14 protein-coding genes are annotated in these 14,945 nt (G+C 58.0%); 10 read left to right on the top strand and 4 right to left on the bottom strand.

The annotated features are described in order from the left end of the window. Positions 1 to 12 precede the first annotated feature (12 nt). The 4 genes from B060_RS26910 to B060_RS28170 all read left to right on the top strand — a co-directional run bounded on the left by B060_RS26910 (position 13) and on the right by B060_RS28170 (position 3,038). Positions 13 to 186 carry an IclR family transcriptional regulator domain-containing protein gene (locus B060_RS26910; protein ID WP_425304008.1) on the top strand — a complete coding sequence of 58 codons (174 nt, stop codon included), beginning with the start codon at positions 13 to 15 and terminating at the stop codon, positions 184 to 186. Positions 187 to 195: 9 nt separating this feature from the next. After that, positions 196 to 957 carry an L-rhamnose 1-dehydrogenase Lra1 gene (gene lra1, locus B060_RS0122560; RefSeq protein ID WP_018084037.1) on the top strand — a complete coding sequence of 254 codons (762 nt, stop codon included), beginning with the start codon at positions 196 to 198 and terminating at the stop codon, positions 955 to 957. Further along, on the top strand, positions 957 to 2,090 hold the full coding sequence (gene lldD, locus B060_RS0122555; RefSeq protein WP_018084073.1) for an FMN-dependent L-lactate dehydrogenase LldD: 1,134 nt from the start codon (positions 957 to 959) through the stop codon (positions 2,088 to 2,090). The genes lra1 and lldD overlap by 1 nt, the downstream gene beginning before the upstream one ends. A 435-nt stretch (positions 2,091 to 2,525) precedes the next feature. Continuing rightward, entirely contained in the window at positions 2,526 to 3,038 is a 513-nt protein-coding gene (locus B060_RS28170) for a hypothetical protein (protein ID WP_018084072.1), read from the top strand. Positions 3,039 to 3,343: 305 nt separating this feature from the next. Here B060_RS28170 and B060_RS26900 read toward each other — a convergent pair whose 3' ends face one another. Next, positions 3,344 to 3,655 carry an IS110 family transposase gene (locus B060_RS26900; protein WP_081607002.1) on the bottom strand — a complete coding sequence of 104 codons (312 nt, stop codon included), beginning with the start codon at positions 3,653 to 3,655 and terminating at the stop codon, positions 3,344 to 3,346. Positions 3,656 to 4,155: 500 nt separating this feature from the next. Here B060_RS26900 and B060_RS0122545 point away from each other — a divergent pair, with 500 nt between their 5' ends. The 4 genes from B060_RS0122545 to B060_RS0122530 all read left to right on the top strand — a co-directional run bounded on the left by B060_RS0122545 (position 4,156) and on the right by B060_RS0122530 (position 7,150). Further along, a complete protein-coding gene (locus tag B060_RS0122545; protein WP_201768145.1) occupies positions 4,156 to 4,548 on the top strand; it encodes a helix-turn-helix domain-containing protein in 393 nt (130 codons plus the stop codon). Continuing rightward, a complete protein-coding gene (locus B060_RS25690; RefSeq protein ID WP_018084069.1) occupies positions 4,545 to 6,395 on the top strand; it encodes a type II toxin-antitoxin system HipA family toxin in 1,851 nt (616 codons plus the stop codon). Before B060_RS0122545 ends, B060_RS25690 begins: the two co-directional genes overlap by 4 nt. 226 nt (positions 6,396 to 6,621) lie before the next feature. Next, the gene (locus B060_RS0122535) at positions 6,622 to 6,867 is read left to right on the top strand and encodes a type II toxin-antitoxin system ParD family antitoxin (protein WP_018084068.1); all 246 of its coding nucleotides are present in this window, start codon (positions 6,622 to 6,624) and stop codon (positions 6,865 to 6,867) included. Continuing rightward, positions 6,860 to 7,150, top strand: a complete 291-nt coding sequence (locus tag B060_RS0122530) for a type II toxin-antitoxin system RelE/ParE family toxin (protein ID WP_018084067.1) — start codon at positions 6,860 to 6,862, stop codon at positions 7,148 to 7,150. Before B060_RS0122535 ends, B060_RS0122530 begins: the two co-directional genes overlap by 8 nt. A 489-nt stretch (positions 7,151 to 7,639) precedes the next feature. Here B060_RS0122530 and B060_RS0122525 read toward each other — a convergent pair whose 3' ends face one another. From B060_RS0122525 to B060_RS0122515, 3 genes are all read right to left on the bottom strand, one after another. Next, the gene (locus tag B060_RS0122525; RefSeq protein ID WP_018084066.1) at positions 7,640 to 9,031 is read right to left on the bottom strand and encodes an efflux transporter outer membrane subunit; all 1,392 of its coding nucleotides are present in this window, start codon (positions 9,029 to 9,031) and stop codon (positions 7,640 to 7,642) included. A gap of 3 nt (positions 9,032 to 9,034) precedes the next feature. Continuing rightward, complete coding sequence (locus tag B060_RS0122520; protein WP_018084065.1) at positions 9,035 to 12,211, bottom strand: efflux RND transporter permease subunit; 3,177 nt, start codon at positions 12,209 to 12,211, stop codon at positions 9,035 to 9,037. Positions 12,212 to 12,295: 84 nt separating this feature from the next. Beyond that, positions 12,296 to 13,468: an efflux RND transporter periplasmic adaptor subunit gene (locus tag B060_RS0122515; RefSeq protein ID WP_018084064.1), complete on the bottom strand. Its 1,173-nt coding sequence runs from the start codon at positions 13,466 to 13,468 to the stop codon at positions 12,296 to 12,298. Positions 13,469 to 13,707: 239 nt separating this feature from the next. Between B060_RS0122515 and B060_RS0122505 the strand changes: the two genes are divergently transcribed. Together B060_RS0122505 and B060_RS25685 are read left to right on the top strand one after the other, a co-directional pair. After that, positions 13,708 to 14,361, top strand: coding sequence for a TetR/AcrR family transcriptional regulator (locus B060_RS0122505; protein WP_236621688.1), 654 nt, complete (start codon positions 13,708 to 13,710; stop codon positions 14,359 to 14,361). 33 nt (positions 14,362 to 14,394) lie between these two features. Continuing rightward, on the top strand, positions 14,395 to 14,945 hold a 551-nt coding region (locus B060_RS25685; protein ID WP_211210485.1), incomplete at its 3' end, for an autotransporter outer membrane beta-barrel domain-containing protein.

Below are 14,945 nucleotides of genomic sequence, written 5' to 3'. Positions count from 1 at the left end.
CGCATTCGCTGCGTGGCGGCGCCAATCCGTGATGCCAGCAACAAGATCATCGGATCGATCAGTGTCTCTTCGGCCGCGCAATATATGGATGATGCCCGTATGAAGGCGCTNACAGAGCAGGTGCTGGCCACCGTCCATGCCATTTCACATGAATTTGGCTGGAGCGAAACTAACCTCAAGACATAAGGAAAGACTATGCTGCTACAGGGACAACGGGTTCTGATCACGGGCGCATCGCGCGGCATAGGTCGCGGCACGGCCATCGAGTGCGCCAGACATGGTGCGGACATCGGCATCAATGCCCACGCAGAGTCGGACTCCGTTGACAGCCTGGTAAAAGAGATCGAGGCCTTGGGCCGTAAGGCGATTGTCTATGTGGGCGACGTGGCAAATCCCGAGAGTGCGCCTGCGTTTATCGAAGCCGCAGTGAAAGGATTGGGCGGGGTCGATCATATGGTTTCGAATGCCGGCATCTGTCCGTTTCACAGCTTTCTGGACATGCCGGTCGAGGTCGTGAGGCGAACGGTCGATGTCAATCTGATGGGCAGCTACTACATGTGCCAGGCGGCCGCGAACCAGATGGTGAAGCAGGGCACCGGTGGCTCGCTCATAGCGGTAAGCTCGATTTCGGCTTTGGTCGGAGGCGAAATGCAGACCCACTACACGCCCACGAAAGCCGGCATGCATTCCTTGATGCAATCGACGGCCATCGCGTTGGGCAAATACGGCATCCGCTGTAATTCGGTACTGCCGGGCACGATCGAGACCGATATAAATAAGGAGGACCTGGCCGACCTCACCAAGCGGGAATACATGGAAAGCCGCATCCCTCTTGGCCGGCTGGGCGCACCGGCTGACATTGGCAAGGTGGTTGTCTTTCTGGCCTCGGATCTGGCGGGCTATATGACGGGCGCCCATGTGCTGGTCGACGGCGGCGCTTTCGTCCANCTGCAATAATGATCATTGCCTCNGCCACTGACTTCCGNGCCGCGCCACAAGCCGAATTGCCGCCCTTTCTCTTCCATTATCTCGACGGCGGCGCGGGGGCGGAAGTGACGATGAACCGCAATATGGCTGACCTTCAGACCATAGACTTGCGCCAAAAAACATTGCGTGGCAGTGAAGACCTGGACCTGTCGACGGAGTGGTTCGGCACGCGTTTTGAACTGCCGCTGGCTTTGGCGCCGGTGGGTCTTACGGGCATGTATGCAAGGCGCGGCGAAGTCCAGGCTGCCCAGGCGGCGGCCCGCGCCAACATCCCTTTTATTCAGTCCACGGTGTCTGTCTGTTCGCTGAAAGAAGTTGCGAGCCAAAGTGAACGGCCGATCTGGTTCCAACTGTATGTGCTTAAGGACCGTGGCTTCATGCGGGATGTCCTCCAGAGGGCGAGGGAGGCTGGAGCCACCACTCTGGTTTTTACCGTCGATATGCCAGTGCCGGGCTCGCGCTATCGTGACGCCCACTCAGGCATGAGCGGGCAGTACGCGGCATTTCGCCGTATCATTCAGGCTATGTTGCATCCGCAATGGGCTTGGGATGTGGGCGTCAGAGGCCGGCCTCATGATCTGGGCAATGTGTCAGCCTATTTGGGCAAAGCCACCGGGCTTGAAGACTATATTGGATGGCTCGGTGCCAACTTTGATCCTGGCATATCGTGGCGGGACCTGGAGTGGATTCGTGACGAGTGGCAGGGGCCGATGATCATCAAAGGCATACTCGATGCTGGTGATGCGCGAGACGCCAGAACATTTGGAGCGGATGGCCTGGTTGTGTCAAACCATGGTGGCCGGCAGCTTGATGGCGCGCTTTCAACGGCGCGTGCCATGCAACAAATTGCCGAGGCGGTTAAAGGCGACATGACCCTTTTCGCAGATTCGGGAGTCCGCACCGGTGTTGATGTTATTCGCATGCTGGCGCTAGGCGCGGACGGTGTTCTTTTGGGTCGGGCTTTCGTTTACGCGCTCGCCGCTTCCGGGGGAATGGGCGTTAGCCAACTGATTGGCCTGCTCGAAAAGGACATGCGCACAGCCATGGTGCTTACGGGCGTAAAATCAATTAATGAGATTACCTCCGATATTCTGGTGATCTGAGAAGCCCAGCGGCATGTAGCGGTCCTCCAACACGATCGGGGTGACGCAACAGACAGAACCTAGTGCGCCGCGCGACCAATGAGTAAAGGAAAGGGAGAGGCATGAGCCTCGCCTTTATAATTAAAGCCGGTCAACTGGTAAATCAGCGTCTTGGCAAACTTAAGGGTGACTTTTTTCCGGGTACAGATAGATCGCCGCCGCTTCTAGCGATTTGCTTTGGCGGCTTTCGCGGAATAACTTGCGAAAACGAAATAGGGTAGTAGCTAAGTTGGTTGCGGGCCCCCGCAACAAAATACTAAAACAAAAGCAAATACTTGCAAAAACGGCTTTCCTCACGGGAGGCCGTTTTTGCGTGGCACACTGCTGGCACACTTTTGACGGCGGGACGAAACCGTGTTATTGTTTCCACCCTAGGTTGAAAAAGGTGGGGGTGCAATGCCTACGCACGAAGTTCTTGGTGGAAAAGTCCAACTCTACAGGAAGCCAAAAAGTCGATTTTGGTGGGTGGCGTCGACCGTAGGCGGTGATCGTCGCAGGGAAAGCACCAAAGAGGAAAACCTGGTCCTGGCGAAAGAGTTCGCCGAGGACTGGTTCCTGGAGCTTAGGGGCGAATCCCGCGCCGGTGTCCTGACCAGGCGAGAGCCGAGCTTCGATGACATGGCCGACCTGTTCGAGGCGGAGTACGAACTTATCACTGAGGGTGAGCGTAGCCCCAAATGGGTACAAGGCCACAAAGACCGCTTGCGCCTACATTTACGGCCGTTCTTCAAAGGCATGGCCATTACCGAAATCGATTCCGGCAAGGCGCAGAGCTACCGGCTTCATCGGGCCAAACAGTTTGGCCGTCTTCCCGCCAAGCGGCCGGACGGTCAATATGTGCGGCCGCCGAAGCCTCCATCTCGGAGCACCATCCACGACGAGATAGGGACCATGTCTCTCGTTTTGTAAACGGCCTACCGGCACCGCAAGATCCATGGCGTACCGGATTTATCGCCGCCCTATAGGCAACAAAAGAAAATCATCCAGCGACCCTGGTTCACGTTGGCCGAATACAAGCAGCTCTACAAAGCCGTTGCCAAGGCGGCGAGGGAAGCGCCTGAGCGCTACAAATATGCCTATGAGCAGCTTTACGACCAGATTCTGATCCTCGGAAACACCGGTCTGCGGCCTGACGAAGCGGCGAGGTTACATGCCGCCGACAATCTCGCCGGTCTGGGATATCCTCTCGAAATGTCGGAACTTAAGGGCCGCACCTACGCCAACATCGGAACAGTCGCCTCACCAAAGCGATCCCTAAAACGGTCGAGCTGCTTTGGATTGACCGAAAAAGCGAGTATCCCACGGTCCATGAGGGCTTCCACCACTGGGCCATGCGGCATCTCTATGGCTACCGCAATATCGGTTGGGTTTGGGGCATGCTCAAGCAACCAGTCAACCATAGCCCCAAGACCCAATCCGTCATGGGGGAAGGATTTTTGTATCGGACCTGAAGGTCCCAAAATACAAACTTGATGTTCTGTGCTTGCCCAATCTACACCGACAAATAAAGTCGGCTCGTCTAACATTTGCGCCTCCTGTCAATGTCGAGTCGCTGCGTCGCTTCGCCGTTCCCTGTACTGGCGCTCCAGGCTATATAGCCTTGGCGCAACTCCCCACTGGGCGTGCTCCGCAGTCAACCGATCGAGGTGCATGTCCCCCCCAGGCGTTCAAGGACGCAGGGGGCAAAAGGCTACTCTCGACCAGCCGACCCGTGACGGCTAGAATAATCCAAACCGCTCAGAAAGGGTACAGGGGGCAATTGCGTTGCCCTCGCTGGGGAGTCGTGAGGGTTTACGGCTTTGCGGCACCGTTCCATCGAGCTAATCACATGGTGCGTAAATCCAAGATCTTAGGTGCAAGGTCAGCTGAGTAGGGGGCTTAACACTTAAGATGCCAAATGTGGCATCTTAAGGGTAATTTTCCGCCATAAAGTGCCATTAATGGCGTATTATATTTTAGAGTTGGCTTGTCCTCTTTACCGACCGTTATCCTATCTTGCGTATAAGGTGTCAAATATGGCATGTTAATGCCTAATATCAACTATAATGTGCCAGATATGTCCACTAACCCCGATAGCATTATTGAAACCGTAAGCCATTTGGAAACGCAACTAGGAGAGCGTCTTGCCAGGTTACGGTTAAGCCGCAACCTGACGCGCGCGCAACTGGCAAAGGAAACTGGAGCTTCCTCGCGAACTCTCGCCCGGCTGGAAGCCGGTGAAGGGGCTTCTCTCGACTCCTTCATCAGGGTGCTCCTGGCCCTGAACATGGAGTCGAACCTGCTGGCCATGCTGCCAGACCCTGCCGTCCGCCCCATAGAACGGGTGAAGCTCCAGGGACGGGAACGGCAACGCGCGCGGCCCATGCAAGGCGAAACGAAGCCCGCTTCCGAATGGGCTTGGGGAGATGACGAGGAATGACCGATGCCCACGTCCGACTATGGGGTAAGGATATTGGCGCCGTCAGCTGGCTTAACGATCGTCAGATCGGCGTCTTCCAGTATGAACCCGACTTCCTGGCCAGCGGCATCCAACTGGCGCCGATAACCATGCCGCTGGTCGCCGAGCCGTATGAATTTCCGAGTTTGCCGAGGGATGCCTTCAAGGGCCTGCCCGGCCTGCTGGCAGATTCACTGCCCGACAAGTTCGGAAACGCCCTCATCGACGCCTGGCTCGCCCAGCAAAGCCGCTCCGCCGCCAGTTTCAACCCGGTCGAACGGCTGTGCTATATCGGAACGCGAGGCATGGGCGCCTTGGAGTTCCATCCAGTCATTGCCCAGGGTCAGAAAGGCTCGCGCGCTGTAGAGATCGATTCCTTGGTCACACTCGCCAACCTCGTCCTGAACAATCGAGAACGTTTGTCGGGCGTGCTCACTGGCGCTGACGATCACGAGACCCTTCAGGACATTCTGCGCGTGGGCACCTCCGCCGGCGGCGCACGGGCGAAGGCCGTCCTGGCCTGGCACCCGCAGACAGGAGAATTTCGGTCCGGACAGATCAAGGCGGGCGAGGGCTTCACCTATTGGCTCATGAAGTTCGATGGCATCAGCAACAACAAGGATAAGGAACTGGCCGATCCGCAGGGCTTCGGAAGGATTGAATACAGCTTCTATCTTCTCGCTAAGGCCGCCGGCATCGACATGACCGAAACCCGTCTGCACCTGGAAGGTGGCCGCGCCCACTTCATGACCCAGAGGTTCGACAGGACAGCCAGTGGCCAGAAGGTCCACATGCAGTCGCTTGCCGCCATGCGACATTTCGATTTCAACGCGGCCGGCGCCTATTCCTATGAGCAGGCAGTCGAAACGATCCGCATGCTCGCTCTGCCCCAATACGACATAGAGCAACAATTCCGCCGTTCGGTTTTCAACATTCTGATCCGAAACCAGGATGACCACGTCAAGAACATCGCCTTCCTGATGAACCGGAAAGGGCAGTGGCGTTTGTCGCCGGCGTTCGATGTCTGCTACGCCTATAACCCCTCTGGCGACTGGACCAGCATGCACCAGATGAGCTTGAACGGGAAACGTGACGGATTCGAATTGAGCGACCTGCTGGACTTTGGTGAGTTCTGCGGATTGAAGCGACCGGCCGCTGAAAAGCTGATTCGCGAGCTGCACGATGTCGTTGAGACCTGGTCTGATCTGGCGGATCATGCAGGTGTAGACGATCTCACTATTCAGCGTATTCACAGCACAATGCGCCGAGAACTCGTTCTTCCATCCTTCCCCGAGCGCGCATCACGCAAAGGCCAGGCAGCCGTCTCTTTCACCGTGTCGGTGCGGGATGCCGACGGCAAGGCCGTCGGCGGTGCAGACCTGGTTCTTCAGGCTGACAACGGCACCGCCTTGCGCGGGACGACAGATGCTTTGGGAGCTTGCGAAATATCTGTGCCGACAAAGGGGCCCTTTACCCTTCTCATCGCCCATCCAGCCTATCCGGGGACTATTGTCGATAAGGTCGATCCCAACGTGCCGGTCTCGATTGTGGTTCGTGGCGAGCCGAATACCGGCTCCCTGATCGTCCATTCGAACGGGACCATACCGGGTCTCACGGGGCGGTTAAACCCGATCCTCGACACCAGCAATAGAACCTATCTTCATGCCGACAACATCGCGATCAACAACGGTAAACCTCAGCCCACACCGTTTAAGGTTGGCGAGCCAATCGAGCTGGAAGACGCGTCGGGCGAGCAAATGCGGGTCACAGTCAGACATATCGCCAGCCGTGTCTCGTTGTTGGATTATGTGCGCCTGGAGGGTAATTAGGATGCTCTGTTATTGGCGATAGGGGCAGCCCTGCATCTTCGTCGCTGAGTCATAGCGACGGCTAAAGTCAAACAGCATTAACCGTCTGCTAAAGTCCCCCAAGACAAATGCCCACAAAGGGAGGCTTGCCACCCTTTGTGGGCACGAATAAAAATGAATGGTTGGCAATTTGCGTAGGGTGTGTAAAATTGCACCAATAGTATGATGGCCTCTTGGAGGATTAGACATGGCGACCGTGCGCAAGACTATCACCATAACTGACCAGCAAGACGCGTGGGTTAAATCTCAGATCGAAAACGGCAACTACACAAACGACAGTGAAATAATCCGTGACCTGATCCGACGAGAACAAGAGAGAACGGCCGAGATCGAGAGCATCAGGGCCGCCTTGATCGAAGCCGAAAGCGGCGGAGAACCTCAACTCTTCGACCCCGAAGCTTTCAAGCGACGGATGCAACAGGCACATGGCTAGATACCGCCTTGCACCAACTGCAGAGCGCGATCTGGAGCATATTTGGCGGACCACGGCCAAAGAATGGGGCATCGACCAGGCACACCGCTACACCGACATACTGATCGCTGCCTTTGAAAAGTTGGCCGAAGCTCCAGACAGAGCGCCGTCCTGCGACCATATCAGATCGGGATACCGACGACGCAATGTGGAGCGCCATGCCATCTACTTCCGTAAATCGGCTGGCGGCATAAACATCATGCGTATCTTGCATGATCGCATGGACGCCGCTCGCCGCCTATAATAAGCGGTTACGGGAAGGACTTGAGGCGGGCCTTGGCTGTCGTTATCTATCGGCGCCTATCGTGAGAGGGAAGCAGGTTCAGAGGCTTTCAGATCGTCGGGCCATTGGCCGGAGTAGTGGAAGGCGGCTTCTACCGCGTGGCCTTTGGGTGCGGCATTCAATCTGGTGATCTTCTTGTCACGGATGCCTTTCCTCGCGCGTCCAAATATGGGGGGCCATCGGCCAGCATATTGCCCAGGGCGCGGAAAACACGGAAGAATCAGTTGATCATTCCGCGTCATATTTGGGATAATTGCGGCGTAGCTGTCGCAGTCTCGCCGCCTGCACCGGAGTTAGCCGAGAGATCGCAGCGCTGAGTAAGCCCATCGCGACCACCACGCCGGCCGAATTCGCGAGTGCCGGACGCGACAGAGCGGAGAACAAGAACAGGCGATAGCGTTAGCTGTGGGTCTGGTGCCACGGTAAATTGTCTACAAGTACAGGCAGGACCTAATACCCGCCCCCAAGCGCGGCATAGAGATTGATCAGGTTCAGCGAACGCACCAGACGCACAGTGATAAGCTGTTGCTGCGCTGTATAGAGCGTGCGTTGCGAATCCGTCAGGGTCAGGCGTGAATCAATCCCGCGGTCAAAGCGCGCCTGAGCCAGGGTGCTGCTATCGGAAGCGGCCTCGACCACGCGGGCCTGCGCGCTCAGACGGTCATCGATGGTGGCGCGGGTGGCCAGCTGATCAGCGACATCACGGAAGGCTGACTGGATGGCGCCTTCATATTTCGCCAGAGCGATGTCGCGGCTGGTCTTCGTGGCCTTGAGATTGGCCGTATTGGCGCCGCCGGCGAAGATTGGCACCGAGATCGACGGTGCGAAGCTCCAGATGTCGGTGCCATCAAACAGGTCGTTGAGTTCGGTTGAGGCCTTGCCGACTGAACCGGTCAGCGAAATCCTCGGGAAGAAGGCGGCGCGCGCCGCACCGATATCAGCATTGGCGGCTTTCAGCGTATATTCGGTGGCGGCCACATCGGGACGTTTGAGCAGCACATCCGATGGCGTGCCGGCTGGCAAATCGGCCAGTATCGCCTGATCGGGGAAAGTATTGGGCAGTTGTGCTTCGGCCACATCATCACCGACCAGCAGGCGCAGGGCGTTCTTGTCTTGTTGCACCGTGGCGATCAGGGCAGCCACGTCGGCGCGTGCCTGTTCGGTCAGGATTTGCGTCTGGCGCAGGGTAAGTTGCTCGGTGGCGCCAAGATCAAAGCGCTTTTGCGTCAGATCGAGGCTTTCTTCGCGCAGGCGCAGAGTCTCACGCGCGAGGCGTAACTGGTCCTGATCGGAGGCAAGATTGAGCCAGGCGGTGGCGACCGACGCGATCAGGCTGATTTGCGCGGCCTTGCGGTTTTCTTCAACAGCGAAATAGCTTTGCAGCGCCGACTGGCTGAGCGAACGGACACGCCCGAACAGGTCAAGTTCCCACGACGCGCCGATAGTCGCGCTGTAGGTCTCGGTCGTGCCAATAGGCTCGCCGGTGGCCGTATTGACCGCACCCGTGTCGCCGCGCGCACCGGCGACTGTGGCATTGACGGCGGGAAACAGGCTGGCGCGCTGGATGCGATACTGAGAGCGTGCCCGTTCGACATTGAGTACCGCCACGCGCAGGTCGCGGTTGTTGGTCAGGGCCTGATCGATCGTGGCCTGAAGGCGCGGATCGAGGAAGACCTGACGCCATGGCAGGGTTTCGGCCGATTGTCCTTGCGCGACGACGTCCGTCGGGAACTGACCGGGGACGGGCAGGGCGCCGCGGTCATAACGCGGGGCCATGGTGCAGCCGCTGAGGACGATCGCGCTTGCGGCGCTTAACAGGGTAAGTTTGACAAGAGAGGTCATGGATTAGTGCCCTTTGCGATCGTTATCGGAGTTATCGAGCATGGCCGTGGCCTCACGCTCCAGCGCCAGTTTTTTCATATGCTTCTCGTCGGCCTTGAAGATTTTCTCGATGATGACGAAGAACAGCGGAATGAAGAAGATGGCCAGCAGGGTTGCCGAAATGATGCCGCCGACGAGGCCGGTGCCGATGGCGTTCTGGCTGCCAGACCCCGCGCCATTGGCGAAGAACAGTGGCAGGATGCCGAAGGTGAAGGCCAGTGAGGTCATGATGATCGGGCGCAGGCGGACGCGGACGGCCTCCAGGGTCGCATCGATCAGACTCATACCGCTTTCGTGGTTATGCTTGGCGAATTCCACAATCAGGATGGCGTTCTTGGAACTAAGCCCGATGATGGTCAGCAAGGCGACCTGCAAGTAAATGTCGTTGGACAGGCCGCGCAGCATGGTGGCGAGCAGGGCACCGATGACGCCAAGGGGGATGACCATGACGATGGCGATCGGAATCGACCAGCTTTCATAAAGCGCTGCCAGCAGAATAAAGACGGCGAAGATCGATAGGGCGTACAGCATGGGGGCTTCGGCGCCGGATTGCTTTTCCTGCAGCGACAGGCCGGTCCATTCATAAGAAATGCCCGGCGGCAGGGTGGCGATGATCTTTTCGACCTCCGCCATGGCCTGTCCGGATGACTTGCCCGGTGCGCCCGTGCCCTGAAGGTTCATCGACGGTGCGCCGTTATAGCGCTCTAAGCGCGGCGAGCCGTATTCCCAGTGCGAGGTGGCGAAGGCCGAAAACGGCACCATCTGGCCGGAGGCATTGCGGACGTACCATTGGTTCAGGTCTTCGGGCTTCATACGGAAGGGGGCATCGGCCTGGATGAAGACTTTTTTCACGCGGTTGCGGTCGATGAAGTCGTTGACATAGGCGCCGCCCATAGCCGTCGAGAGCGTGGCGTTGATGTCCGACAGGCTGACACCCATGGCGCCGGCGGCCGCCTGATCGATCTCAAGCTTGAGCTGCGGTGTGTCTTCCATGCCGTTGGGGCGCACACCCATCAGGCTCGGATTCTGCGCGGCCATGCCGAGCACCTGGTTACGGGCCGCTAGCAAAGCTTCATGGCCCAAACCGCCGACGTCCTTAAGTTCGATATCGAAACCGGAGGAGTTACCGAGTTCGGTCACCGCCGGCGGCACGATGGCGAACGCCATGGCGTCGCGGAACTGGCTGAAAGCCATCATGGCGCGGCCGGCGACCGCCGGGGCCTTTTCTTCGGCCTTGTGACGTTTCTCGAAGTCTTTCAGACGCACGAAGGCCATGCCGGCGTTCTGGCCAGGTCCTGAGAACGAGAAACCCGAAACGGTGAAGGCGGATTCGACGGCCGGGTCTTTTTTGAAGTGATCGGCCACCTGGTCGAGGACAAGATTGGTGCGCTCTTCGGTGGCGCCCGGCGGCAATTGCACGATGGTGAAGAGGATGCCCTGATCTTCTTCCGGCAGGAAGGAGGTCGGGATCTTCGTGAACATCAGTACCATGACGACGATAATCGCGGCAAAGACGGCCATGTAGCGCGCCGACTGACCGAGAATTCTGCCGACAGCGTTACGATAGGCATTGGCGGCGCGGTCGAAATTTCGGTTGAACCAGCCGAAGAAGCCCTTCTTTTCGCCGTGGTCGACATCTTCCACTCTCAGAAGCGTGGCGCACAAGGCGGGGGTCAGGACCAGCGCCACAACGACCGACAGCGCCATAGCGGAGACGAGTGTGATCGAGAACTGGCGGTAAATAACGCCCTGCGAGCCGCCGAAGAAGGCCATGGGGATGAAAACGGCGGACAAGACGAGCGCAATACCGATCAGTGCGCCGGTAATCTCATTCATCGACTTGATCGTGGCGGCCAGCGGCGGCAGCTTTTCTTCGCGCATGACGCGCTCAACGTTTTCCACAACCACGATGGCGTCATCGACCAGGAGCCCGATGGCGAGCACCAGCCCGAACAGGGTCAGGGTGTTGATCGAGTAGCCAAAGGCCGCGAGGATGCCGAAGGTGCCGAGCAGAACGACGGGAACGGCGATGGTCGGGATAATGGTGGCGCGCCAGTTTTGCAGGAAGAGGAACATGACGACGAAGACAAGAACGACAGCTTCGATCAGAGTTTTGACGACTTCGTGGATCGACAGGTTGATGAACGGCGTGGTGTCGAACGGCACGACATAGTGGTATCCCTTGGGGAAGTTGCCTTTGAGCTGTTCCATCTTGGCCTTGACCGCATTGGCGGTATCGAGCGCATTGGCGCCGGTGGCCAGGCTGATGGCAATACCTGTGGCGGGGCGACCGTTGAATTTGGCCGAGCCACTATATTGTTGGGCGCCAAGCTCGACCCGCGCCACGTCGTCGAGGCGTACCAGCGCACCGCCGGCGGAATTCTTGACGATGATCTTACGGAACTGCTCGATATTGGTCAGGCGCGATTGCGCCGTGATAGTGGCGTTCAGCGCCGTACCTTTGAGGGCGGGCAAGCCGCCCAACTGGCCGGCTGAGACTTGCGTATTCTGCGCCTTGAGCGCGGCAATGACATCCGTCGGCGTCAGGTTATAGCTGGTCAGCTTAGACGGATCGAGCCAAATGCGCATGGCGTATTGCGATCCGAAATTTTGTATGGTGCCGACACCGTCGACGCGGCTGATCTGATCGACCAGGGTTGAGGACATATAGTCGCCGAGATCGGTGTCGCTGACCTTATCGTCATCGGAATAGAGCCCGATCACCATAAGGAAGCCGCTTGAAGCCTTGGCGACGGTCAGGCCCTGTTGCTGCACTTCCTGCGGCAACAAAGGCGTGGCGGACTGGAGTTTGTTCTGCACCTGAACCTGAGCGATATCTGGGTCCGTGCCGGCCTTGAAGGTCAGGGTCACGCTGGCCGCGCCACTCGAATCGGAGGTCGATTTCATATAGAGCAGGCCATCGATGCCCTTCATCTGCTGTTCGACGATCTGTGTCACCGAATCCTCGACCGTCTTGGCCGAGGCGCCGGGATAAAGGGCGCTGACCGTCACCTGCGGCAGGGCGATCTGCGGATACTGGGCGATCGGCAGGTTGACGATGGACAACAGCCCGGCCATCATGATGACGATGGCCACCACCCATGCGAAGATGGGACGATGAATGAAGAAACGCGAGATCATGCCGGTCTCCTGGGCTCATGCGACTGAGCCAGTAACGTAAAAACGGGTGTCCTTAGCGGACGGATTTATGCGGGCGTAAAGCCCTTATTTCTCAGCAGACGCACCGATAACGCTGGCCTTTACCGGCGCATCGGGAGCAATTTTTTGCAGGCCTTCGACAATGACGCGATCGCCGGGTTGCAGGCCTTCGGTCACCAACCACTTGTCGCCGACCGTTTGCGCGGTCTTGATCGGGCGCACGGCGACCTTGTTGTCTTTGGTCACGATCATGACCAGGGCATTGCCCTTGGGGTCGCGCGTCACGGCCGGTTGCGGCACAAGGATGCCGTTGCCAATCACGCCAGAGACGATCCGCGCCTTGGCGTACATGCCGGGCAGGAGGATACCCTTCGGATTGGGGAAGAGGGCGCGCACAGTCACGGTGCCCGTGGCCTCATCGACCGTCACGTCGGAGAATTGCAACCGCCCCTTGATCGGATAGACGCTGCCGTCTTGCAGGATCATTTCGACATCGGCCGACGAGGCCTCGCCGATGGCACCTGAGGCGATAGAGCTTTTCAGCGTCATCAGGTCATTCACCGACTGATTGATGTCTAAATAGACCTGATCGACATTTTGAATCTTGGTCAGTTCGGTGGCCTGGGCCGCCGTGACCAAAGCGCCTGGCGTTACGTTCGACTTGCCGATGCGGCCGGAAATGGGCGCGATCACCTTGGTGTAGTTGAGATTGATGGCCGCGGTCTGCTGAGCGGCGTTGGCGGAGGCCAGCGTGGCTTCGGCTTGGCCCAAAGTGGCCTGTGCGTCATCATTATCTTGTTTGGAGACGGCGTTGATCTTGACGAGCTCGGCGTAACGTTCAGCCTTGAGTTTCGCCGTGGTCAGGCTTGCCTTGGCCTGGGCGACGCCCGCCTGCGCGCTGGCATATTGCGCCTGGTAGGGCGCGGCATCGATCTGATACAGCGACTGGCCTTGCGTGACATAACCGCCTTCGGTGAAGGTGCGCGACTTGATGATGCCGCTGACCTGAGGTCGGACATCGGAGACAAGATAGGCCGAGGTGCGGCCCGAAAGCTCGACCGTCAGATTGGCGGGCGCGGACGCCGCAACGATCACGCCGACTTCGGTCGGCCCACCCTGCGGCATCCCTTGCGGCTTCTTTCCGCAGGCGCTGACGCCTAAGGCGATAGCCATAAGCACCGCGATGGACACGGCGCCACGCTTGATACCGGTGTTGTGAGTTGAGGATAGCAGGCTCATGCAGGTCTCTCCGGCTGGAATCGAGCGTTTCACGGCGCGCGCGCTGAAAATTAAATTTGGTCTATTGTGCGACGCAAGCATAACAAAGAAGTGTCAGCATGGCGTCATACAGAAAGTCGAATGTGGGAATGAATGATCATTCTCATTTGTCTGGCATTACGTGCCTTTTTGCTGTATGTCAAGCGACAGCGAACATAAAAATTGACAAACCCCTTTATGACGTAAGGAATAAGGATCGAATGCGTTACCCAGTTCCTATGACTGCCGAGGCATCCAAGGTGCGAGTGAGCCGCGAAGAGCGCCAACAACATATTCTTGATGCCGCTTTGCGCTGCGTGAGGCGCGCCGGTTTTCATGGTGCGAGCATGGCCGAGATTGCTGCGGAAGCGAAGATGAGCGTCGGTGTGATCTATCGCTATTTCGACAACAAGGAAGCGATCATTGAGGGCATCGTCGCTAATGACCTCGCGGACATGCGAGCTAAGTTTGCCGAATGGGAAAGTCTTCCGGAGGATCGCCTGCTCGATACCCTCATCGATACTATGGAGTACGCCGTTGATCATAAGTATTGCGGCGACCATTCGGCGTTGGGTCTGGAAGTTCTGGCGGAGGCCGCACGCAATCCGCGCGTCGCGGCTATTGTTCAGGAAGCCGACCGGCAGGAACGCGAACTCAGCCGATCGCTATGCCAGCGCATGATGCCAACGCTTAGCGAGACTGAACTGGCCGTCACGGGTGAGATCATCGGTATGATTTTCGACGGTATGATGGTGCGGGCGGTTTCAAACCCAGGCATTGATCGGACAGCACTGCTCGCAAAGCTGAAACAGGTCATGCGTTTGCTTTTCACCATGCCGCCGCTAAATCACAGTGGCGTCAGAACCAAATCCTGATGCCACCTTTTAGGTTGATGATGAAAGCCCCGTTTGCTCCTCAACCGCAATGGTATGGGGGGGCAGACGATCGAGGGCATCAAGATCATAGACGTCACCGGCGCATCCAACGGCACTTTTGTGCTTGAAGGTGACTACGTCTTCGACGGCGAACAGGCGGTAATCGCTGGTGCCTACGGCTATCGACTCTACAAGAATGGCGTTGCCAATCCCGCCGATGGCGATTGGTATCTGCGTTCGGCGTTGCTCATTCCGGGCGATACCGATCCGTCACCGCTTTACCAGCCCGGTGTACCGATCTATGAGGTTTATAGCGCGAACCTGCAATCGCTTAACACCTTGCCCACGCTCCAGCAGCGCGTCGGTAACCGCACTTGGGCTGCCGGGGGTAATCCCGAAGGTAACGGTCTTTGGGGACGCACGGAAGGCATACGGAGCCGCGCCAACGCGGCGGTATCGACAAGTGGCTCCGATCAGGACATCGATATTTGGAAGATGCAACTGGGTGCCGATCAGTTGCTTACAACGACCGACAAGGGCGAGCGCCTGGTGACAGGTATCACCGTCACCTATGGTGAGGCCAG

It is taken from the genome of Asticcacaulis benevestitus DSM 16100 = ATCC BAA-896 (genome assembly GCF_000376105.1).
Lineage (GTDB): Bacteria > Pseudomonadota > Alphaproteobacteria > Caulobacterales > Caulobacteraceae > Asticcacaulis > Asticcacaulis benevestitus.
Note: the sequence above shows the minus strand (reverse complement) of the source record. Positions and strands in the feature narration are given on the sequence as shown.

Excerpts from the sequence above, each read along its gene's own strand:
- B060_RS28170 (WP_018084072.1), top strand. The coding sequence starts at position 2,526 with ATGCCTACGCACGAAGTTCTTGGTGGAAAAGTCCAACTCTACAGGAAG.
- B060_RS26900 (WP_081607002.1), bottom strand. The coding sequence starts at position 3,655 with ATGTTAGACGAGCCGACTTTATTTGTCGGTGTAGATTGGGCAAGCACA.
- B060_RS0122545 (WP_201768145.1), top strand. The coding sequence starts at position 4,156 with ATGCCTAATATCAACTATAATGTGCCAGATATGTCCACTAACCCCGAT.
- B060_RS25690 (WP_018084069.1), top strand. The coding sequence starts at position 4,545 with ATGACCGATGCCCACGTCCGACTATGGGGTAAGGATATTGGCGCCGTC.
- B060_RS0122535 (WP_018084068.1), top strand. The coding sequence starts at position 6,622 with ATGGCGACCGTGCGCAAGACTATCACCATAACTGACCAGCAAGACGCG.
- B060_RS0122530 (WP_018084067.1), top strand. The coding sequence starts at position 6,860 with ATGGCTAGATACCGCCTTGCACCAACTGCAGAGCGCGATCTGGAGCAT.
- B060_RS0122525 (WP_018084066.1), bottom strand. The coding sequence starts at position 9,031 with ATGACCTCTCTTGTCAAACTTACCCTGTTAAGCGCCGCAAGCGCGATC.
- B060_RS0122520 (WP_018084065.1), bottom strand. The coding sequence starts at position 12,211 with ATGATCTCGCGTTTCTTCATTCATCGTCCCATCTTCGCATGGGTGGTG.
- B060_RS0122515 (WP_018084064.1), bottom strand. The coding sequence starts at position 13,468 with ATGAGCCTGCTATCCTCAACTCACAACACCGGTATCAAGCGTGGCGCC.
- B060_RS0122505 (WP_236621688.1), top strand. The coding sequence starts at position 13,708 with ATGCGTTACCCAGTTCCTATGACTGCCGAGGCATCCAAGGTGCGAGTG.